The organism is Cellulosimicrobium sp. NPDC057862 (assembly GCF_042797035.1).
Classification (GTDB): Bacteria; Actinomycetota; Actinomycetes; order Actinomycetales; family Cellulomonadaceae; genus Cellulosimicrobium.
This window is the reverse complement of record NZ_JBHVMH010000002.1, coordinates 81,875-102,927: the sequence shown is the minus strand read 5'-3', so window position 1 is coordinate 102,927 and position 21,053 is coordinate 81,875. Positions and strand designations below refer to the sequence as shown.

18 protein-coding genes are annotated in these 21,053 nt (G+C 74.5%); 13 read left to right on the top strand and 5 right to left on the bottom strand.

Annotated features, from left to right (window positions below):
* Nucleotides 1-318 precede the first annotated feature (318 nt).
* The 3 genes from ACFVN3_RS03185 to ACFVN3_RS03175 form a co-directional block, all read right to left on the bottom strand.
* On the bottom strand, nucleotides 319-1,041 hold the full coding sequence (locus ACFVN3_RS03185) for a class I SAM-dependent methyltransferase (protein WP_378230487.1): 723 nt from the start codon (nucleotides 1,039-1,041) through the stop codon (nucleotides 319-321).
* 43 nt (nucleotides 1,042-1,084) lie between these two features.
* On the bottom strand, nucleotides 1,085-2,170 hold the full coding sequence (gene disA / locus ACFVN3_RS03180) for a DNA integrity scanning diadenylate cyclase DisA (protein ID WP_378230485.1): 1,086 nt from the start codon (nucleotides 2,168-2,170) through the stop codon (nucleotides 1,085-1,087).
* 119 nt (nucleotides 2,171-2,289) lie between these two features.
* Nucleotides 2,290-2,778, bottom strand: coding sequence for a MarR family winged helix-turn-helix transcriptional regulator (locus ACFVN3_RS03175; RefSeq protein WP_378230483.1), 489 nt, complete (start codon nucleotides 2,776-2,778; stop codon nucleotides 2,290-2,292).
* A gap of 64 nt (nucleotides 2,779-2,842) precedes the next feature.
* Between ACFVN3_RS03175 and ACFVN3_RS03170 the strand changes: the two genes are divergently transcribed.
* Both ACFVN3_RS03170 and ACFVN3_RS03165 read left to right on the top strand, forming a co-directional pair.
* The gene (locus ACFVN3_RS03170) at nucleotides 2,843-3,685 is read left to right on the top strand and encodes an alpha/beta hydrolase (RefSeq protein ID WP_378230481.1); all 843 of its coding nucleotides are present in this window, start codon (nucleotides 2,843-2,845) and stop codon (nucleotides 3,683-3,685) included.
* Nucleotides 3,682-4,695, top strand: coding sequence for a heme A synthase (locus tag ACFVN3_RS03165; RefSeq protein ID WP_378230479.1), 1,014 nt, complete (start codon nucleotides 3,682-3,684; stop codon nucleotides 4,693-4,695). Before ACFVN3_RS03170 ends, ACFVN3_RS03165 begins: the two co-directional genes overlap by 4 nt.
* Here the strand turns inward: ACFVN3_RS03165 and ACFVN3_RS03160 are convergent.
* Complete coding sequence (locus ACFVN3_RS03160; protein ID WP_378230476.1) at nucleotides 4,664-5,416, bottom strand: DeoR/GlpR family DNA-binding transcription regulator; 753 nt, start codon at nucleotides 5,414-5,416, stop codon at nucleotides 4,664-4,666. The two genes, ACFVN3_RS03165 and ACFVN3_RS03160, sit on opposite strands and share 32 nt — an antisense overlap.
* Nucleotides 5,417-5,467: 51 nt before the next feature.
* On the opposite strand from ACFVN3_RS03160, the gene ACFVN3_RS03155 reads away from it, so the two are divergent.
* The gene (locus tag ACFVN3_RS03155) at nucleotides 5,468-5,857 is read left to right on the top strand and encodes a DUF4406 domain-containing protein (RefSeq protein ID WP_378230474.1); all 390 of its coding nucleotides are present in this window, start codon (nucleotides 5,468-5,470) and stop codon (nucleotides 5,855-5,857) included.
* Nucleotides 5,854-6,519: an NUDIX domain-containing protein gene (locus ACFVN3_RS03150; RefSeq protein WP_378230472.1), complete on the top strand. Its 666-nt coding sequence runs from the start codon at nucleotides 5,854-5,856 to the stop codon at nucleotides 6,517-6,519. The genes ACFVN3_RS03155 and ACFVN3_RS03150 overlap by 4 nt, the downstream gene beginning before the upstream one ends.
* Before the next feature lie 18 nt (nucleotides 6,520-6,537).
* Here ACFVN3_RS03150 and ACFVN3_RS03145 read toward each other — a convergent pair whose 3' ends face one another.
* Nucleotides 6,538-7,998, bottom strand: a complete 1,461-nt coding sequence (locus tag ACFVN3_RS03145) for a DNA repair protein RadA (RefSeq protein ID WP_378230470.1) — start codon at nucleotides 7,996-7,998, stop codon at nucleotides 6,538-6,540.
* A gap of 76 nt (nucleotides 7,999-8,074) precedes the next feature.
* Between ACFVN3_RS03145 and ACFVN3_RS03140 the strand changes: the two genes are divergently transcribed.
* The 9 genes from ACFVN3_RS03140 (at nucleotide 8,075) to ACFVN3_RS03100 (ending at nucleotide 20,949) form a co-directional block, all read left to right on the top strand.
* The gene (locus tag ACFVN3_RS03140) at nucleotides 8,075-8,608 is read left to right on the top strand and encodes a potassium channel family protein (protein WP_378230468.1); all 534 of its coding nucleotides are present in this window, start codon (nucleotides 8,075-8,077) and stop codon (nucleotides 8,606-8,608) included.
* A 508-nt stretch (nucleotides 8,609-9,116) separates the two neighbouring features.
* Nucleotides 9,117-12,284, top strand: a complete 3,168-nt coding sequence (locus ACFVN3_RS03135; protein WP_378230466.1) for a family 43 glycosylhydrolase — start codon at nucleotides 9,117-9,119, stop codon at nucleotides 12,282-12,284.
* Between the two features lie 168 nt (nucleotides 12,285-12,452).
* Complete coding sequence (locus tag ACFVN3_RS03130; protein ID WP_378230464.1) at nucleotides 12,453-13,181, top strand: hypothetical protein; 729 nt, start codon at nucleotides 12,453-12,455, stop codon at nucleotides 13,179-13,181.
* 170 nt (nucleotides 13,182-13,351) lie between these two features.
* Nucleotides 13,352-14,239: a pyrroline-5-carboxylate reductase gene (proC, locus tag ACFVN3_RS03125; RefSeq protein ID WP_378230462.1), complete on the top strand. Its 888-nt coding sequence runs from the start codon at nucleotides 13,352-13,354 to the stop codon at nucleotides 14,237-14,239.
* Nucleotides 14,240-14,274: 35 nt separating this feature from the next.
* Nucleotides 14,275-15,327: a LacI family DNA-binding transcriptional regulator gene (locus tag ACFVN3_RS03120; RefSeq protein WP_378231363.1), complete on the top strand. Its 1,053-nt coding sequence runs from the start codon at nucleotides 14,275-14,277 to the stop codon at nucleotides 15,325-15,327.
* Nucleotides 15,328-15,449: 122 nt separating this feature from the next.
* Nucleotides 15,450-17,120, top strand: a complete 1,671-nt coding sequence (locus ACFVN3_RS03115) for a xylulokinase (protein ID WP_378230460.1) — start codon at nucleotides 15,450-15,452, stop codon at nucleotides 17,118-17,120.
* Nucleotides 17,117-17,887: an L-ribulose-5-phosphate 4-epimerase gene (locus tag ACFVN3_RS03110; protein ID WP_378230458.1), complete on the top strand. Its 771-nt coding sequence runs from the start codon at nucleotides 17,117-17,119 to the stop codon at nucleotides 17,885-17,887. The genes ACFVN3_RS03115 and ACFVN3_RS03110 overlap by 4 nt, the downstream gene beginning before the upstream one ends.
* A gap of 157 nt (nucleotides 17,888-18,044) precedes the next feature.
* On the top strand, nucleotides 18,045-19,553 hold the full coding sequence (gene araA / locus ACFVN3_RS03105) for an L-arabinose isomerase (protein ID WP_378230456.1): 1,509 nt from the start codon (nucleotides 18,045-18,047) through the stop codon (nucleotides 19,551-19,553).
* A gap of 382 nt (nucleotides 19,554-19,935) precedes the next feature.
* Nucleotides 19,936-20,949 (top strand): ABC transporter substrate-binding protein, encoded by a 1,014-nt coding sequence (locus ACFVN3_RS03100; RefSeq protein WP_378230454.1) that lies wholly within the window; start codon nucleotides 19,936-19,938, stop codon nucleotides 20,947-20,949.
* The last annotated feature ends 104 nt before the right edge of the window (nucleotides 20,950-21,053 follow it).

Sequence of the window (21,053 nt, the reverse complement as noted above, 5' to 3'; positions counted from 1 at the left end):
GGTGGGTGGTGGCGCCGCGTCTACCATCCGCCGCTCGTTCCTCGCGGCTCCCGCCAGGCCCGCCACGACGCGGCACCACCACCCACCCCGACCGGCTTCGTCTCGCCCTGGTCGTCGCTCACCCGGGCGACTGCCCGCGTGGTGGGGTTCGTCTCGCCTCTCACCTCCCGCGACTCGCTGTCGTGGCCCAGCACTGTTCCGCACCTTCACGACGGCGGGCGACCGACGTCGTCGGCCACAAGAACCAGCGCTGTACCTCGACCGACCAGCGTTCTACCGCGGCGAACCACGGTTCTCCCTCGGCAGGTCGGGAGTGTGTCAGCGGCGGGCGAGGGCCCAGCGGAAGGAGTTGCGGAGGAGGTAGGTGCCGTCGGGGCGGCGGAAGGGGCGGGCCGCGGCGAGGACGTCCGGGCGGAGCTCGGCGCGCAGGTCGTCCGACTCGCCGAACATGATCGCGGCGACGACCTCGTCCGCGTCGGCGAGCGGCATCGGTGCGTCCGACACCCCTTCCGCGACGACGGTGAAGCCGTGCTCGGTCAGGAGCGCGCCGAGGTGGCCCTCCTCGCGGCTCTCGTCGCTCGGCTCGTGGTCCTCACCGGCGACGGCCCGCTCGAGCACGGTGAGGTCGTTGAGGGCGTCCTCGGCCCACGTCGCGACGCCGACCAGCTCGCCGACGCGACGGCACTCGCTCAGGGTCTTGGCGACGTCGGTGAACGCGAGGGCGTTGACGAGCGTCACGAGGTCGAACGTGTCGTCGGGCCAGGGAAGGTGCTCGGCCTGCGCGACGCGCAGGTCGGCGCCCGGGCCGTGCCGGCGGGCGACGTCGATCATCCCGGCCGCCGCGTCGCACCCCGCTGCCTCGGCGCCGCGGGCGAGGGCCATGGCGACGAGCTCGCCCGTGCCGCACCCGACGTCGAGCACGCGGGCGCCCGGCCCGATGCCGGCGGCGTCGAGGATCGCCTGCTGGGCCGGGGCAGCGGCGGGCGCCCACCAGCGAGCCCAGGCGTCGGCCAGTGCCGACCACTCGTCGACGTGGTCCACGGTCCCCCTCCGTGCAGGCTCGTCGGTCGGACGGTCAGGTGGTTCAGACGTAGCGCTCGAGGATGCTCGACTCCGCGAGCCGCGACAGACCCTCCCGCACCGCGCGGGCACGCTGCTCGCCGACCCCGTCGACCGTCATGAGGTCGTCGATGCTCGCGGCGAGGAGCTTCTGCAGCCCGCCGAAGTGGGCGACGAGCCGGTCGATGATCGTCGCGGGCAGACGCGGGACCTTCGAGAGGAGGCGGTACCCGTGCGGCGCGACGGCGGCGTCGAGCGCGTCGCCGCCGCCGGGGAGGTCGAGCACGCGACCGATCTGGCCGAGGTCGAGGAGCTGGGTCGAGTCCAGGCCGCCGAGCGACTTCTGGACGTCGGCGAGCGAGCGGTCCTTGCGGCCGAGGTCCACGTAGTCGCGGATGACGAACTCGCGGTCCGAGCCGATGCCGCCGATGAGCTCGTCGAGCTGGAGCGCGAGGAGCCGGCCGTCGGTGCCGAGCTCGATGACGTACCCGGCGATCTCCTCGGAGATGCGTGCGACCATCTCGAGGCGCTGCACGACGGCGCACACGTCCCGGACCGTGACGAGGTCCTCGATCTCGAGCGCGGAGAGCGTGCCCGACACCTCGTCGAGGCGGGCGCGGTAGCGCTCGAGCGTCGCGAGCGCCTGGTTGGCTCGCGACAGGATCGTGTCGGAGTCCTCGAGGACGTGCCGCTGGCCGCCGACGTACAGGGCGACGATCCGCATGGACTGGCTCACCGAGATGACCGGGAACCCGCTCTGCTTGGCGACGCGCTCCGCGGTGCGGTGCCGCGTCCCGGACTCGGTCGTCTCGATCGTCGGGTCCGGCAGGAGCTGGACGGCCGCGCGCAGGATGCGGTTCGCGTCGCGGTCGAGCACGACCGCGCCGTCCATCTTCGACAGCTCGCGCAGCCGCGTCGCGGAGAAGCCGACGTCGAGCACGAAGCCGCCCGAGCACATCTCCTCGACGACCTTGTCCAGGCCGAGCACGATGAGCGCGCCGGTCCGGCCGCGCAGGATGCGTTCGAGACCGTCACGGAGCTCGGTTCCGGGTGCCACGGCGGCAAGGGTCTCCCGGAGCATCTCGTCGGGGTGCGCGGGGGAGTTGGCCACGGAGGAATCCTACGCTGTGAGCCCTTTTCCACCCCGGCGAACCCGCGGCGGCGGGCCACAATCCGGTCACGATCCGGTCTCGACGCGGCCGGGCGCCTCCCGCTCACGCCGTCCGGAGGTCACCGGCGGGAGCGGGGGGACCCCGGGGCGTCGTCCGGCGCGGCCGCGTAGGAGCGGTAGGCGGAGGTCACCGCACGCAGGTACGCGGCGATCACCTGCTGCTGCGCGGGCGAGAAGCCGTCGGCGGCGGAGTCCAGGGAACGGCGGAGCGGGTCGAGCTCGGCGCGGACGCGCGACCGGGCGGCGGCGGTGGGCTCGAGGCGGTACCGGCGCCGGTCGGCCTCGTCCCGGACGCGCTCGACGTGCCCGGCGCGCGCGAGCCGGTCCACGACCTCGGTGGCCGACGAGCGGGTGACGGCGAGCCGCGCGCCGAGCTCGCCGGGCCCCAGTGGCTGGTCCGCCAGCGCGACATGCTCGAGGGCGGCGGCGTCCGTGGCGCTCATCCGCAGCCGGTGCGCCAGGGCGGAGGTGGCCTCGCCGATCGCGTCCTGGAGGTCCCGGAGCAGGTGGACCGACAGCGCCGGCCCGGCGTCGGGGTGCTGGCTCATCGGACCAGCCTACAAAGCGAGATGCTACGGTAGCCGTACCATCTACGTTCTCCGGAGCCGCCCCATGCCCTCTCCGCTCGCGCCCCCGGCGCAGCACGCTCTCGACGACGGCGCCCCGCCATCGGACCGCCCCGCCGCCACGCCGCCGGCACCCCGTCGGTCCCGGGTCCGCCGCGTGCTCGTGACGGTCGCGCTCGTGCTGCTCGGCCTGCTCGTCGTCGCGGTCGGCGCCTTCCTCGTGTGGGCCGACGACACCTTCGCCGCCGAGCCGGCGGGTCTCGCCGCCGTGCAGGACGACCCGCGCGTCCGCCTGGACGACCGGGGCGACGTCGTCGTCCTCCGGCCCGCGGGGGAGGGGGACGGCAGCGGCCTCGTGTTCCTCGCGGGGGCCAAGGTCGAGCCGCAGGCGTACGCGGCGACGTTCCAGGAGGTCGCCGCGCAGGGCACGACGGTCGTCCTCGTCGAGCCGTTCCTCCACCTCGCGCTGCTGGAGCGCCGACCGTTCGAGGCGTTCACGGCGCTCGCCCCCGAGGTCGACGCCTGGGCCGTCGGCGGGCACAGCATGGGTGGCGTGCGGGCGTGCACGTACGCCGAGTCGGAGGAGGTGCGCGCCCTCGTCCTCCTCGCGTCGTACTGCTCGCTCGGGGACCTCTCCGGCCGCTCCGACCTGGCCGCCCTCACCGTGACGGGCACGCAGGACGGCCTCGTCGACGAGGAGTCGATCGCGTCCTCGCGGGCGCTCCTGCCGCCCGGCGCCGAGCGCGTGCGCATCGACGGCGCGACGCACGCCCAGTTCGGCGACTACGGCGCGCAGCCGGGCGACGGGACGCCCACGATCTCGGACGACGACGCGCGGGAGCGCATCACCGAGGCGCTCGTGCCGTTCCTGGGCTCGGTGGGTCGGTGAGCGCGGACCAGCGGGTGGCCGACCGGGCGGACGTCGTGGAGCCCGCGCTGCGGCGGTGGTGGCGACGGCTGCCCGACCGGCTCGACCGGCGGGTCGTCGTGGCGGCGTGGGTCTCCTTCGCCGTCCAGGTGCTCCTCGTGGCGACCGGCGGAGCCGTCCGGCTGACCTCGTCGGGGCTGGGCTGCCCGACGTGGCCCCTGTGCACGCCCGACTCGCTCGTGAGCACCCCGGAGATGGGCGTCCACGGACTCATCGAGTTCGGCAACCGCACCCTGGCGGGCGTCGTCGGCGTCGCCGCGGTGGTCGTGCTGCTCCTGGTCGTCCGGGTGCGGCACGAGCGCCGGGACCTCGCGCTCCTCGCGGGCACGGTCGTGCTGGGCGTCGTGGCCCAGGCGCTCGTGGGCGGGGTGACCGTGCTCACCGGGCTCAACCCGTTCGTCGTCGGGTTCCACTACGTCGCCTCGGTCGCGCTCGCGTGCGTGTGCGCGGCGTTCCTCGTCCGCCTCCGTCCCGTCCCCGACGGCGACGGGACGGGGCGCGCGCCTGCGGCGTTCCGGGCGGCGACGGCGGTCCTCGTGGCGACGGCGGTCGTGACGATCCTCCTCGGCGTCCTCACCACGGGCGCGGGGCCGCACTCGGGAGATGCGCAGGCGGGCCGCAACGGGTTCGACGCGACCCTCCTGCAGCACGTGCACGCCTGGCCGAGCTACGTGCTCGTGGCCGTCACCGGCGCGCTCACCGTCGTGGCGTGGGCGCGCCGCATGCCGGTCCGGGGCTGGCTCCTCGCGCTCCTCGCGCTCGAGGGCGTCCAGGTGCTGCTGGGCCTCTACCAGGCGCGCCACGGGCTGCCCGTCCTGGCGTTGGGCGGCCACATGGTGCTCGCCACGCTGCTCGCGGCGGCGACGACGGTTGTCGCCCTGTCCGTCGCGGGATACGGGCCAGCTCGCAGCCTGCACGTTCCTGCACGTTCTGACGTCGTCAGGCGGGGAGCACGCGGGTCCGTTCGCTGAGCGCGCGGACGACCTCCGACGCGGGGTCGGCGTCGGTGACGACGCCGGCGACGTCGGCGAATCCGACCACGCGGAACGGCGACGCGGCCCCGACCTTCTCCGACGAGCCCAGCACGTACGTCTCGGCCGCGCGCGCCGCGAGGGCACGCTTCGTCGCCGCCTCGTCCGGGTCGCCCGTGGTGAGCCCGGCGTCCGGGTGGATGCCGGTGACGCCGAGCAGGAACAGGTCGGCCGACACGTGCTGCGCGGCCTCGACCGTCGCGGCCCCGCTGGTGACCGCCGAGTGCTTGAAGAGCCTGCCGCCGAGGACGATCACGTCGGCGACCGGGTGCTCGACGAGCGCCGTCGCGACGGTCGGGCTGTGGGTCACCACCGTGCACCGCAGGTCCGGCGGCAGCGCCGCCGCGACGGCGAGGGCCGTCGTCCCGCCGTCGAGGATGACGGTGCTCCCGGGGTCGATCAGGCGGACCGCGGCGGCCGCCACCCGCTCCTTGCCCGCGACCGCGACCTGCCGGCGTCCCGCGTAGTCGGCGACGGCCGGCGAGACGGGCAGCGCCCCGCCGTACACGCGCTGGCAGAGCCCCTCGGCGGCCAGCTCGCGCAGGTCCCGGCGGATGCTGTCCTCCGAGAGCCCGAGCTCTGCCGCGGCGGTCTTCGCGACGATCTTGCCGTCACGGCGGAGGGTCGCGAGCAGGAGGTCACGTCTCTCGGCGGCCAGCATGGTTCTCCTCGTTCATTCTTGCTCGTGCACGTTCATGCCTATTCTAGGGGCATGAACCGACCCCTGCTCGTCCTCATCGCCGGCCCCTACCGCTCCGGGACCGACGGCGACCACGCCGCCATGGCGGCCAACCTGCGCCGCCTCGAGGAGGCGGCCTGGCCCGTCTTCGCCGCGGGGCACGTCCCCATGATCGGCGAGTGGGTCGCGCTCCCTGTCCTGCGCTCGGCGGGCGCCACGGTGGACGACGACCTGGCGGCCGACGTGCTCTACCCGACCGCGCAGCGCCTCCTGGAGCACTGCGACGCCGTGCTGCGCCTGCCCGGCGAGTCGGCAGGGGCCGACCAGGATGTCGCGATCGCCACGGCCCGTGGCCTCCCCGTCTACCACGACGTCTCCGAGCTGCCCCGCCGCGACGAGACCCCTGCCGCGAGCGCCCGGTGAGCGGGGTCCCCGGGGTCGACGTCCCCGACCACCGCGGCCGCACGGGTCTCGACCGGGCCGGTCGTGCGCTGCGACGCAACCCGGACGTCGTCGTCCGCGACGTCGAGCTCACGTCGCAGGGGTGGCACGTGCTGCGCCGCACGACCTTCGACCTCCGGCGCCGGGATGGGCGCTGGCAGACGCTCCAGCGCGAGACGTACGACCGTGGGGACGGGGCGACGATCCTGCTCCACGACGCGGCGCGGTCGACCGTCCTGCTCACGCGGCAGTTCCGGTTCCCGGCGTACGTCAACGACCACGAGGACGGCATGCTCCTGGAGGCGGCCGCCGGCCTTCTGGACGACGACGATCCCGAGACCGCGATCCGGCGCGAGGTCGCGGAGGAGCTGGGCGTGACCGTCGGGCCGGTCGCGCGTGTCTTCACCGCCTACATGAGCCCGGGGTCCGTCACCGAGAAGGTGCACTTCTTCGCGGCGCCCTACACGCCGCGCGACCGCACGGGCGCGGGCGGAGGGGTGGCGGCCGAGGGCGAGGACATCGAGGTCGTCGAGCTCGCGCTCGACGACGCGCTGGCGATGGTCGGCGACGGTCGCATCGTCGACGGCAAGACCATCATGCTGCTCCAGTGGTGGGCGCTCGCCGGCGGTCGGTCGGACGGCTGACCGCCCCTGGCCGCGTCCTCAGGTCCGCGCGAGCTCGACGGCCTCGCCCAGGTGGCGCGCGGGGAGGATCGTCATGCCCTCAACGGGTCGCGGGAACGACCCGCGCGGCACGACGGCGCGCGTGAAGCCGAGGCGCGCGGCCTCGGCGAGGCGGCGGTCCAGGCCCGTGACGGGGCGGATGTCGCCCGCGAGGCCGACCTCGCCGAACGCCACGGTGCCCTGCGGCAGCGCCTCGTCCTCGCGCGCGGAGAGCACGGCGAGAGCGATCGAGAGGTCGGCGGCGGGCTCGGTGACCTTGGCGCCGCCGACGGTCGACGCGTACACGTCCTGGTCGACGAGCCGCACACCCGCGTGGCGGTGCATGACGGCGAGGATCATCGCGAGCCGGCTCGAGTCCACGCCGCTCGTGGTGCGGCGCGGGTTGGTCAGCGAGCTGGGCACGACGAGCGACTGGATCTCGAGCGCGAGCGGGCGCCGCCCCTCGAGCGTCACGGTGACGCACGTGCCGGGCGACCCGGCGCCGGTGTGCGAGAGGAACAGCCCGCTCGGGTCGGCGAGACCCACGATGCCGTTCTCCGTGAGGTCGAAGCAGCCGACCTCGTCCGTCGGGCCGTAGCGGTTCTTCACGGCGCGCACGAGCCGCAGACGGGAGTGCCGGTCGCCCTCGAACTGGCACACCACGTCGACGAGGTGCTCGAGCGTGCGCGGCCCGGCGACCGAGCCGTCCTTGGTGACGTGCCCCACGAGGACGACCGGCAGGTCGCGGGCCTTCGCCGCCGCGATGAGCGACGCCGCGACCTCGCGCACCTGGCTCACACCGCCGGGCGCCCCCTCGACCTGGGCGGACGCGATGGTCTGCACGGAGTCCACGACGAGCAGGTCCGGCTCGGTCGCCTCGATGTGGCCGAGCACGGTCGCGAGGTCGGTCTCGGACGCCAGGAGGAGGCCGGGCGCGAGGGCGCCGACGCGCTCGGCGCGCAGCCGCACCTGCCCCCCCGACTCCTCGCCCGTGATGTAGAGGACGCGCCGCGGCGTCAGGGCCGGGCGGGCGCCCTCGGTCGCGCGCTCGCCGACCGGGCGCACCGTCGGCAGGTCCGACCCGCCGGCCGCGACGTTGCTCGCGACGGCGAGGAGCAGGGTCGACTTGCCGACCCCCGGTTCCCCGGCGAGCAGGACCACGGCGCCGGGCACGATGCCGCCGCCGAGCACACGGTCGAACTCCGAGACCCCGGTCGGGGTCGCGCGGGCGGCCTCGACGCTGATCTCCCCGATGGGGCGGGCAGGCGAGCGGGTGGGCGTGACCGCGGTCGTCCGCGGTCCCGAGGCCGCCGGGGCGTCCTCGGTCACGGTGCCCCACTCCTGGCACTCGCCGCAGCGCCCCACCCACTTGGCCGTGGTCCAGCCGCACTCGGAGCAGCGGTAGGCGGGGCGGGAGCGCTTGGCGGCCGCGGAGCGGGCAGCCGTGGTCGACGACGTCACGCGCCCAACCTAGTCACGACCGCCGACACCGGCGCGACGCCGCGACGGGAACGCCCTCGCGCGGGATGCTGGGCGCATGCGCAGGCTCCCGCACGACAGCCCGTGGTGGACGCTCATCCTCACGGTCGCCTCCACGACGGCGTGCCTCACGGTCTACTACGGGGTGCCGTTGCCGACCGACGAGGCCCCGGAGGTCGTCCAGCTCGTCGCGTTCGGCGTCGGGCTGGCGCTGCTGTGCGCGCTCCTCGTGGTCCAGGTGCGCCGTCAGCTGCGCGCCTGGGGGACGCCGAGCGTCCGGGTCCAGTCGGTGATGGGGCTGCTCCTCCCGATCGTCACGTTCTTCGCGCTCGCCTACTACCTCATGGCCGACCAGTTCGTCGGCATCGAGAACCGCACGGACGCGCTGTACTTCGCCGTGGTGACGCTCGGGACCGTCGGGTACGGCGACGTCCACCCGGTCGGCGAGGGGGCGAAGATCGTGGCGATGATCCAGATCGTGCTCGACCTCGTCGTGGTCGGCCTTCTCGTCTCCATCGCCACCACGCGTGCCCGCGTGCGTGCGGAGCGCCACCACGAGCACGGGCCGCAGTCCGAAAACCGGGTCGGCTGACTTTCTTCTGCTGCACCTCGGCTGAGTCGAGGCCGTGGCGTGCTCGCGCGCGCTATCCCGCGGTTCCTCGCTGCCCGAGGGCGGCGGCGTGGCCCGTGCGTCGCGGCCAAACACGCGAGCTCGCACCGAAAACCATTGCGATCAGGTTTCCGAGTGTGGCAGGGTCGGCACCGGACGACCGGCTCGACGACGAGAGGTGCACGCCCGTGACGACGCGAGCGCGACGACGGCCCGCACGCCGCACCGCCGAGGTGCGCGGCGCCGTCGGCCCGCCCGTCACGACCGCCACCCCGCGCGCGACGACGGTGCCGCGACGACGGCGGTGACGCGTCCGACCCCCGCTCGCGGGGGCGTCACCGTCGGCCGGCCGCGCACCCGGCACGTCCTGCCCGCCGGCACGGGCTCCACGACCGTGCGCCCCGGGGGCCGAGGGAACTCCCGGGGCGCACGACCTCCACGCAGGACCAACAGGCCGCGCCGCGCGGCCCGATCGTCAGGAGACCAGGCCATGACCGACCGACCGACCGCCCGACCGTCGCACGGCGGGGACCGAGCGAGACGAGCGCTCGCGAGCGTGCTCAGCGCCGGGCTGGCGCTCACCGGGATCGCCGCGACCGCGGCCCCGGCGGCCGCCGCGGACCCGTACACGTTCACGAGCACCGAGAACCCGATCCTCGGTGACGGGAGCTACTACTCGGCCGACCCCGCGCCGCTCGTCGTCCCCGCGGGCGCGCCCGGCAACGACTCCGGCGAGGACGAGCTCTACGTCTACACCGGCCACGACGAGGCCGGCCCGACGCGCAACGACTTCGTCATGAACGAGTGGGGCGCGTTCGTGACGAGCGACGTGGACGCGGGGGAGTGGACGCACCACCCGTCGCTCATGCGGCCCGAGGACGTGTTCGACTGGGCGACGCCGGGCCGCGCGTATGCGGGGCAGGTCGTCGCGGGCGTCGACGGGCGCTACTACTGGTACGTCCCCGTGAACGAGGCGAACAGTCCCGCGAGCGACGCGTTCGGCATCGGCGTCGCCGTGTCCGACTCCCCGACCGGACCGTGGACCGACCACGTCGGCGCGCCGATCATCTCCCAGCGGGTCCCGACCCCGAACACGATCCACAACATCGACCCGACGGTCCTCGTGGACGGCGAGGGCGACGACGCCCGCGTCTACGTGTGGTGGGGCAGCTTCTCGAACCTGCGCATGCTCGAGCTCGCGCAGGACATGAAGACCCCGGTCGGCCAGGTCCGGACGGTCACCGGGCTCACCGGCTTCTTCGAGGCGGCGTGGGCGTTCGAGCGGGACGGGACGTACTACCTGGCGTACGCGGGCAACAACGCTGGCCCGACGTCGGCGTGCACCCCGGCGAACTACCACGCGTGCATCGCGTACGCGACGGCGTCGACCCCCCAGGGGCCGTGGACCTACCGGGGCACGGTCCTCGCGCCGGTGTCGTCGACGACGAGCCACCCCGGCATCCTCGAGTTCGACGGCGAGTGGTGGATCGCGTACCACACGGCCGACGCCGAGGGCGGCAACCACTTCCGGCGCTCGGTCGCGATCGACCGCGTCGAGTGGGACGACACGCAGTCGCCGCCGCGCATGAAGCCGATCGTCACGACGCCCGCCGCGGTCAAGGACACGACGCCGCGCGCGAACGTCGCGCAGGAGGCGACGGTCACGGTCTCGAACGAGCCCGTGCCCACGCAGTACTGGAAGAAGGCGCTCAACGACGAGATCGTGCGGCCCAACCCGCTGCCCCCGGACATGTGGGGCACGTGGACGGGCAGCAACCCGCCCCAGCAGTGGGTCCAGTACACGTGGGACCGGCCGATGCGCCTCGCCGGCTCGCAGATCGAGTTCTGGAACGACCAGCCCCAGGGCACGGGCGTCGGTGTCGCCGCCCCCGCGTCGTGGCGCATCCAGTACTGGGACGCGTCCGACGGCGGCGCGTGGGTCGACGTGCCGAACCCCAGCGCCTACGGCACCGGCACGAGCGGCTTCCAGGACACGACGTTCGACCCGGTCACGACGACGCAGGTGCGCGCCGTCCTCGACGCCTCGACGAACGGCAGCACGTACTCGGCCGTGGCCGTCGAGGAGTGGAAGGTCCTCGCCGAGCAGCCCGCCGCCGTCGACCCGCCCGGGGTGACGGTGGAGGTCGGCGAGACCGCCCTGCCGGGCACGGTCCCGGTGACGTTCGCGGGCGGCGAGACCCTCCAGGTCCCCGCCTTCTGGGACGAGGTCACCGCCGACGACGTCGCCGCGCCCGGCACCTTCGCGGTCGAGGGGTCCGTGCTCGGCTACGCGGGCGGTCGCGTGAGCACGGAGGTCACCGTGATCCCGGCCGAGGCGGTGGAGGGCGACGAGACCGCGCCGACCGTGACGCTCACGCCGCTGGGCAGCGCCGGCAGCGACGGCTGGTTCCGCTCCGACGTCCGGGCCCGGGTCGACGGCGCCGACGACTCGGGCGGGCGCGTGGTCCTCACGACGCGTGTGGACGACGGCGCCCCGGTCAGCACGGAGCCGGCGCGGACCACGGAGGTCGCCGTGACGGGCGACGGCGAGCACCGCGTCCTCGCGACGGCCGCAGACCGTGCGGGGAACGTCTCGGACGAGGCGGCGCTCGACGTCCGGATCGACCGGGTGGCGCCCGTCAGCACGGGCGTGCTCGACGAGGCCGCGCGGACGGTGACGGTCACCGCGACCGACGCGACGTCAGGCGTCGCCCGCGTCGAGTACGCGATCGGCACGGGCGCGTGGCAGACCTACGCCGGCCCGGTGGCTGCCCCGGACGCGAGCCAGCACCGGGTGTCGTTCCGGGCGGTCGACGTCGCGGGCAACGCGGAGACGCCGAAGCTCGTGACCGTCCCCGCGGACGTCTCCGGGCCCCTCACGGGCAACGTCGCGCCGATCGCCGCGGCGAGCGCGTCGTACACCGCGGGGTGGAACAGCGTCGGCGCGCTCAACGACGACGCCGACCCGGCGAACCCGAGCCAGGCCCAGATCTGGGGCACCTGGTCGGGTACCCGGCCCGCGACCCAGTGGGTGCGGTACGACTGGTCACGACCGATCCGCCTCACGGGCGCCGAGCTGAAGTTCTGGCGGGACTCGAACCCCGGCAGCGGCGACGGCGTCGTCCGTCCGGACTCCTGGGTGCTCGAGTACTGGGACGAGGCTGCGCAGGCGTGGGTCCCGGTGGCAGACCCCTCCGGGTACGGCACGAGCACGACCGCGTTCAACACCGTGACGTTCGACCCCGTCACCACGTCGCGCCTGCGGGCGACCTTCTCGGCGAACGGGAACGGGACGACCTACTCCGCGGTGGCGGTCACCGAGTGGCGGGCGTTCGCGGACGACCCGGGCACGGGCGGTCCGGAGCCCGAGCTGCCCGTCACCGTCACGGCGCAGGCGCGCTGCCTCGCCGGGAAGGCCTACGTCGCCGTGGTCGCCACCCACGGTCACGACGCCCCGGTCGACCTGGTGCTCGAGACGCCGTACGGCACGCGGTCGTTCCCGGCGGTCGCCCCGGGGAAGAGCGCCTACCAGTCGTTCGCGGTCCGCGCGGCGACGGTCGAGGCGGGCACCGTCGTCGTGCACGCGACCAGCACCGTCGAAGGCGTCGAGGTCTCGACGGAGACCACGGCGGAGCACACGGCCCTGGGCTGCGGGTGACGACCCGGACGCCTCCCGGGCGATGACGGGCGGGTGAACCGCCGACACGTGCCCGACACCCCGCACGAGCGCGGGGGGTCGGGCACGTGCGCGTCCTACGCTTGGCCGCAGAGCCCGGGCCTGCGAGGACCGGGCCCGCGAGGACCGAGAGCAGCGGAGGTACGCGCGATGAGCCAGCCGCCCGGCGGGAGCCCGACGGGACGCGCCGCCACCCCCGCACGCCCCGCGACCGCCGGGGGGTCGTCGCCGCGTCGCCCCACCGACGCCGTGGGCGCGAGCGACCGACGCCACTCCCGGCCCGCGTCGGCGGCCGTCTACCGGCGCCGCCGGCTCGTGGTGATCGTCGGGCTGCTGCTCGTCGTCGGTCTCGTGGTCGCGCTCCTGGCCTGGGGATGGCCCGGCTTCGCCCGCGCGGACGCCGCGGCCGACCCCGAGCCGACGGTCACGGTCACGGCCGACCCGCCCACCCCGACGCTCGAGCCCGCCGCCCGGACCGGGACGACCGCGTTCGCGACGGCGCTCCCGGACACCGTGCTCGACCTGGTGCTGCGCAGCGACTCGGCGACGGACGCGTGGACCGCGGCGCGGGCACTCGAGGCGTACGAGCTCGTGTACGCGGACGGCGAGAGGGACGACGCGACGACGGTCACGGTGCTCGCCGGCCAGTGGCCCACGGTCGCCGAGGCGGAGACGGCCGCGACGGACCTCCTCGCCGCGGCGGGAGAGCCGACCGACACGGGCGACGTCGAGGTCGCCGGGGAGGTCGCGGGCACGTACGCCGTGACGCCCGCCGCAGACGGCCAGGCGACCGTCACCTGGCGCAACGGCACCGCGGTCCTGCAGGCCACCGGGCCCGCCGACGTCGTCACCGACGTGTACGAGGCCTTCCCGCTCTGACCGTCCTCGACGCCGGCACGGACCCGCCCCGACTCCAGCTCGCCCCTGGCGGGCACCGTCCCGGGGAGCCCGCGGCGCCCGCGACGGCGTCCCCACGGACGCCGCGACGGCCCCGAGCACCCGCCGGGTGCGCAAGAATGCCTTCACCGACCACCGGGAGCTGATCGTCCATGACCGACCTGCCGACCTCGCCCGCGCCCGTCCCCGAGCGCCGGCTCGCCGTCCTCGGCACGGGCGTCATGGGGGAGACCGTCCTCGCGGGCGCGCTCGCGTCGGGCTGGGACCCCGCCGACGTCGTCGCGACGGTCCGCCGGCCTGAGCGCGGCGAGGAGCTCGCGACGCGCCACGGGGTCCGGACGACCCAGGACAACGTCGAGGCCGTGCGCGGTGCCGGTGTGGTGGTCGTCGCGGTGAAGCCCAAGGACGTCGCGGCGCTGCTCGCCGAGGTCCACGACGCGGTGGGCGCGGGGACGGTCGTGGTGAGCGTCGTCGTCGGGCTGCCGACGGCGTTCTACGAGGACCGGCTGCCGGCGGGGACCGCCGTGGTGCGGGTCATGCCCAACACGCCGTCCGTCGTGGGCGCCGGGGTGAGCGCGGTGAGCGGCGGTGCCGCGGCGAGCGACGACGACGTCGCGCTCGTCGAGCGCCTGCTGTCCGCGACGGGGCTCGTCGTGCGCGTCGCGGAGAAGGACCAGGACGCGGTCGGGGCGCTCTCGGGCTCCGGCCCGGCGTACGTCTTCTACGTGATCGACGCGCTCGCCGAGGCGGGCGTCCTGCTGGGGCTCACCCGCGCGACGGCGCTCGAGCTCGCCACCGCGACCGTGCACGGCGCGGCGACGATGCTGCGCGAGACCGGGGAGCACCCGGCGATCGCGCGCGAGCGCGTGTCGTCGCCGGGCGGCACCACGGTCGCCGCGCTGCGCCGCCTCGACGCGGGCGGTGTGCGCGCCGCGTTCCTGGACGCGCTCGAGGCCGCGCGCGACCGCTCGGCCGAGCTCGCCGCGGCGCTCGCGGCCGCACCGGGGCCGCGCCCGGAGGCCGGGGGGGACGAGCGGTGAGCGACGGCCCGTCCCCCCGCACGCGCCCGCCCGCGATGTCGGACGTCGCGCGCCTCGCCGGGGTGTCGCACCAGACGGTCTCCCGCGTGCTCAACGACCACCCGAGCGTGCGACCCGAGACCCGGGACCGCGTCCTCGACGCGATCGCGACGCTCGGCTACCGGCGCAACAGCGCGGCGCGCGCGCTCGTCACGATGCGCTCGGGGACGATCGGCGTCGTCACCACGGGCTCCGCGCTCTACGGGCCGACGTCGACCCTCATCGCGGTCGAGGAGGCGGCCCGCGAGCAGGGGTACTTCGTGAGCGTCGCGACGATCCGGCGCTACGACGCGGACACGATGCACCGGGTGCTCGAGCACTTCATGGACCAGGGCGTCGAGGGCATCGTCGTCATCGCGCCCCAGACCGACGTCGCGGCGGCGGTCGACTCGTTCCGGGCGCCGGTGCCGGTCATCATGATCGCGGCGCGGGACCACCCGGGCGAGGGCGAGCCGGCAGACGTCGTGCGTCCGGGCGCCGGGGCGCTCGGGGCGCCGGGCGCGATCCTCTCGATCGCCGTCGACCAGCGGCTCGGCGCGCGGCTCGCGACCGAGCACCTGCTCGGCCTCGGGCACGCCACCGTGCTGCACCTCTCCGGCCCGCTCGACTGGTTCGACGCGCGCGAGCGCGAGACGGGCTGGCGGGCCGCGCTCGAGGAGCAGGGGGCGCCCGTGCCCGAGCCCGTGCGCGGCGACTGGTCGTCGGACCGCGGCTACGCCGTCGGGAAGGAACTCGCGGACGCGGTCCGTACGGGCGACGGTCCGACCGCGGTCTTCGCCGGGAACGACCAGCTCGCGCTCGGGCTGCTGCGCGCGTTCTGGGAGCAGGGCGTGCGCGTGCCGGCCGACGTCTCGGTCGTGGGCTTCGACGACGTCGCGGGGGCAGGGCACTTCATCCCGCCCCTGACCACCGTGCGCCAGCCCTTCGGCTCGCTCGGCCGCCGGTGCATGGGGATGATGATCGACGCCCTGTCCGGTGCGACGGTCCGGCCCGTGTCGATCCCGCCCGAGCTCATGGTGCGCGAGAGCACGACCACGCCGCGCACCTGAGCGCGCGCACGTCCGCTCACGAGAGCGGACGCCGGGGGAGTTGGCCTCGCCGGTTGTGAGCGCTAACATTCGAAGTGGAACTCAACGACCGAGGCGCGACGCCGCGACGAGGAGAAGCAGCAATGGTGCAGCAGGACGAGGTCGGCCGCCGTCGGGCGGCCGTCGTGGCAGGGGAGACCGCGCTCGGCATCGAGCTCGGGTCGACGCGGATCAAGGCGTGCCTCGTGGACGCGGAGGGCACGCCCCTCGCGAGCGGGAGCCACGCGTGGGAGAACCGGTTCGAGGACGGCACGTGGACGTACCCGCTCGACGCCGTCGAGGCGGGGTTGCGCGACTGCTACGCGCGCCTCGTCGACGACGTCGAGGAGCGGTACGGCGTGCGTCCCACGACCTACGGCGCGCTCGGCGTCTCCGCGATGATGCACGGCTACCTCGCGTTCGACGCCGACGGCGAGCTGCTCGTCCCGTTCCGCACGTGGCGCAACACATCGACCGGCCCGGCCGCCGCCGAGCTCACCGAGCTGCTCGGGTACAACGTCCCGCTGCGCTGGTCGGTCGCGCACTGGTACCAGGCGATCCTCGACGCCGAGCCCCACGCGGCGCGCGTCGCGTCGCTCACGACGCTTGCCGGGTACGTCCATCGGCGGCTCACGGGCCGCCACGTCCTCGGGGTCGGGGACGCGTCCGGCATGTTCCCGGTCGACCCGGCGACGCGCGACTACGACCACGCGCTCCTCGCGCTCGTCGACGAGCGCGTCGCGACGCGCCGGGACGGGCCCAAGCTCGCCGAGCTCCTGCCGGACGTGCTCGTCGCGGGCGCGGACGCGGGCCGGCTCACGGCCGAGGGCGCCGCGTGGCTCGACCCGTCGGGCACGCTGACCCCCGGAGTCCGGCTCTGCCCGCCCGAGGGCGACGCCGGCACGGGCATGGTCGCCACGAACGCCGTCGCGCCGCGGACCGGCAACGTCAGCGCGGGCACGAGCATCTTCGCGATGGTCGTGCTGGAGGGCCCGCTGGCCGGTGTGCACCACGAGCTCGACCTCGTGACGACGCCCGCGGGCGACCTCGTGGCGATGGTCCACTGCAACAACGGGGCGAGCGAGCTCGACGCGTGGGCGAGCCTGCTGGGCGAGCTCGCCGCGGCCGTCGGCTCCGACGCGAGCCCGGACGACGTGTTCGGCGCGCTCTTCCGTGCCGCGCTCGACGGCGACGCCGACGGCGGCGGCCTGCTCGCCTACAACTACCTCGCCGGCGAGCCGATCACGGGCCTGGACGAGGGCCGGCCGCTCGTCGTGCGCACGCCCGGCAGCCGCCTCACGCTCGCCAACTTCGCCCGCACGCAGGTGTACGGCGCCTTCGGGACCCTCGCGCTCGGCATGCGCGTCCTCGCGGGCGAGGGCGTCCGGCTCGACGGGATGCTCGCGCACGGCGGCATGTTCCGCACCGCTGGCGTCGCGCAGCGGCTGCTCGCCGCGGCGATCGACGCGCCGGTGAGCGTCGGGCGCACGGCGGGGGAGGGCGGTGCGTGGGGCATCGCGGTCCTGGCCGGCTTCGCGCGCGACCGGGCGTCGGCGGGCACCGCGTCCCGGTCGACCGACGGCGCCGCCCACGACCTCGGCGCGTACCTGCGTGAGCACGTGTTCGCGACGGCGGACGTCGAGACCGTCGCCCCCGACCCCGTCGACGTCGCCGGCTTCGCCGCGTACCTCGAGCGCTACGCGGCGGGGCTCGCCGTCGAGCGTGCCGCCGTGACAGCGCTGCCCGCCCGTACCGAAGGAGAGGACCCCGCATGAGCACGCCCACCCCTGCCGCGGACGTGGGTGCCGCACCCGGTGCCGCGACGGCGACGGTGCCCGCGCACCTGCGCGACGCCGTCGACGCCGCCAAGGAGCGCGTCGCCGCGCTGCACGCCGAGCTCCCGCGGTGGGAGCTCGTCGTCTGGACCGCCGGCAACGTGTCCGAGCGCGTCCGGGACACCACGCGCCCCGACGGCTCGGGCGACCTGCTCGTCATCAAGCCGTCGGGCGTGGCGTACGACGACATCACCCCCGCGGCGATGGTCGTGTGCGACCTCGACGCGGCGCTCGTCGAGGGCGACCGGTCGCCGTCGTCCGACACGGCGGCGCACGCCTACGTCTACCGGCACCTGCCGGACGTGGGCGGCGTGGTGCACACGCACTCGACGTACGCGACGGCGTGGGCCGCGCGCGGGGAGCCGGTCCCGTGCGTCCTGACGATGATGGCCGACGAGTTCGGCGGCGACATCCCCGTCGGCCCGTTCGCGCTCATCGGCGACGACTCGATCGGGCGCGGCATCGTCGAGACGCTGCGGGACTCCCGGAGCCCCGCGGTCCTCATGCGCAACCACGGGCCGTTCACGATCGGCAAGGACGCGCGCGCGGCGGTCAAGGCGGCCGTGATGTGCGAGGAGGTCGCGCGGACCGTGCACGTCAGCCGACAGCTCGGCGAGCCCACGCGCATCGCGCAGGACGACGTCGACTCGCTCTACGCGCGGTACCAGCACGTCTACGGGCAGCAGCCCGCGCCCGACCCGCGCTGACCACGGGTCGGTGCCGTCCCCCGCGGCCGAGCCGGCCCCACGGCGCGCGGCGCACCGGGCACGCGGGGCACGACAGCAGCACGACAGCAGCACGACCACCCGGGACAGGACCGCAGCGGTGCGGGACCGCCCCACGACACGAGAGATGTGGACAGACATGAGCAAGCCCTACGCGGACCGCGAGATCTGGTTCCTCACCGGGAGCCAGGACCTGTACGGGGAGGAGACGCTGCGGCAGGTCGCCGAGCAGTCCCAGGAGGTCGCGCGCGTCCTCGACGCGTCCCCCGACGTCCCGGCGAACGTGGTCTGGAAGCCCGTCCTCAAGGACGCCGGCTCGATCCGGCGCGCGATGCTGGACGCCAACGCGGACGACCGCGTGCTGGGCGTCGTGACGTGGATGCACACGTTCAGCCCCGCGAAGATGTGGATCGGGGGCCTCGACCAGCTCCGCAAGCCGCTGCTGCACCTGCACACGCAGGCGAACGTCGAGCTGCCGTGGGACACGATCGACTTCGACTTCATGAACCTCAACCAGGCCGCGCACGGCGACCGCGAGTACGCGTACGTCGCGACGCGCCTGGGGGTCGCGCGCACGACGGTCGTCGGGCACGTGTCGAACCCGGCCGTCACCGCGCGCGTGGGGTCGTGGGTGCGCGGCGCCGCCGGCTGGGCCGCGACGCACGAGCTGCGCCTGGCCCGCTTCGGCGACAACATGCGCAACGTCGCGGTGACCGAGGGCGACAAGACCGAGGCCGAGCTCCGGTTCGGTGTGAGCGTGAACACGTGGGGCGTGAACGACCTCGTGCGCGCGGTCGAGGAGGTCTCCGAGGCCGACGTCGACGCGCTCGTCGCGGAGTACGAGGCCCTGTACGACGTGGTCCCCGAGCTGCGCAAGGACGGCGAGCGGCACGCGTCGCTGCGCTACGCGGCCCGGCAGGAGATCGCGCTCGAGACGTTCCTCGAGTCGGTGGGCGCCAAGGCGTTCACCACGAACTTCGAGGACCTCGGCGACCTTCGCCAGCTCCCCGGCATCGCCGTCCAGCGCCTCATGGCCAAGGGCTACGGCTTCGGCGCCGAGGGCGACTGGAAGACCGCCGTCCTCGTGCGCGCCGCGAAGGTCATGGGCGAGGGCCTCCCGGGCGGTGCGTCGCTCATGGAGGACTACACCTACGACCTCACGCCCGGCAGCGAGAAGATCCTCGGCGCGCACATGCTCGAGATCTGCCCGTCGCTCACGACGTCGAAGCCCCGGGTCGAGATCCACCCGCTCGGGATCGGCGGCAAGGAGGACCCTGTCCGCATGGTGTTCGACGCCGACCCGGGCGTCGGCGTCGTCGTGTCCCTCGCGGACATGCGCGACCGGTTCCGTCTCACGGCCAACGTGGTCGACGTCGTCGCGCCCTCGGCCCCCCTGCCGCACCTGCCGGTCGCGCGGGCGGTGTGGGAGCCGCGCCCCGACTTCGCGACGTCCGCCGAGGCATGGCTCACCGCGGGCGGCGCGCACCACACGGTGCTCTCCACCGCGGCCGGCATCGACGCGTTCGAGGTCTTCGCCGACATCGCCCGCACCGAGCTGCTGGTCATCGACGAGAGCACGACGCGCCGGGGCTTCCGCGACCAGGTGCGGTGGAACCAGGTGTTCTACCGCGTCGCGCAGGGCCTCTGACACGGTCGGGGGAGCCGTCTGCGCAGGTCCGGGCGTGGCCTCGCGGCCGTGACCGAACCGTGACGGGTGACGGCTTCCCCTCCGCGCGTGTGAGCGCTAACATCGTCTCTCGGGAGGGTGTGAGCGATCACATTCGCAGGTCTGGGGCTCGGCGCTCCGGCAGGCTCCGCCCGGACGGCACGTCGCAGTGCCGGGCGGTGACCACAACGGTTACCGAACGGTTATGCGGAAAGCCGGGTCGGGGCTTGCGGGAGGGGTGCTGACACCGCTAGACATTGACACAAGCAAACATGTATCAACAAGAGTCAACAGCCCGATGGTGGGCTGGCACGACCCGACGACCCTCGGCACGGCGCCGAGGTCGCATCTCAAGGAGGAGAGCATGTTCAGCACGACCAAGGCGCGCACGCGTCTGACGGGTGTCCTCGCCGGCGTGGCGGTCCTCGCGCTCGCGGCGTGCAGCAGCGGGGGCGGCAGCACGGACGACAGCAGCAACGACGCGGGCGGCGACGGCGGCAGCGGCGACACGATCGTCGTCGGCTTCTCGCAGGTGGGCGCCGAGTCCGGCTGGCGCGCGGCGAACACCAAGTCCATCCAGGACACGCTCACGGCCGAGAACGGCTTCGACCTCAAGTTCTCCGACGCGCAGCAGAAGCAGGAGAACCAGATCCAGGCGATCCGCTCCTACATCGCGCAGGGCGTGGACGTCATCGCGTTCTCCCCGGTCGTCGAGTCCGGCTGGGACGCGGTGCTCGAGGAGGCCAAGCAGGCCGGGATCCCCGTGATCCTCACCGACCGTGCGGTCGACTCCGAGGACGAGACGCTGTACGAGTCGTTCATCGGCTCGGACTTCATCCTCGAGGGTGAGATGGCCGGCGACTGGGTCTCCGAGAACGCGACGGAGCCGATGAACGTCGTCGAGCTCCAGGGCACCACCGGTGCGGCGCCCGCGATCGACCGCAAGACCGGGTTCGAGAACGCCACGAAGGACAACCCGAACGTCACGATCATCGACTCCCAGACGGGCAACTTCACGCGCGCCGAGGGCAAGACGGTCATGGAGGGCTTCCTCCAGGCGCACGACGACATCGACCTCGTCTACGCCCACAACGACGACATGGGCCTCGGCGCCATCGAGGCCATCGAGGCCGCGGGTCTCGTCCCGGGCGAGGACATCAAGATCGTCACCGTCGACGCGGTCAAGGACGGCATGCAGGCGCTCGCCGACGGCAAGATCAACTTCATCGTCGAGTGCAACCCGCTCCTCGGCCCGGACCTGGCGGACATCATCAAGAAGGTCCTCGCCGGCGAGGAGGTCGAGAAGCGCATCGTCGTGAAGGACGAGTCCTTCACGCAGGAGCAGGCCATCGAGGCGCTCCCGACGCGCGAGTACTGACCGGAACCGAGCGGCCGTCCCGGAGCGATCCGGGACGGCCGCCCGCCCGGCGGGGCCGGTCGACGCCGACCGGTCCGCCACCACGGACGGGTCGCGCGCCGGGA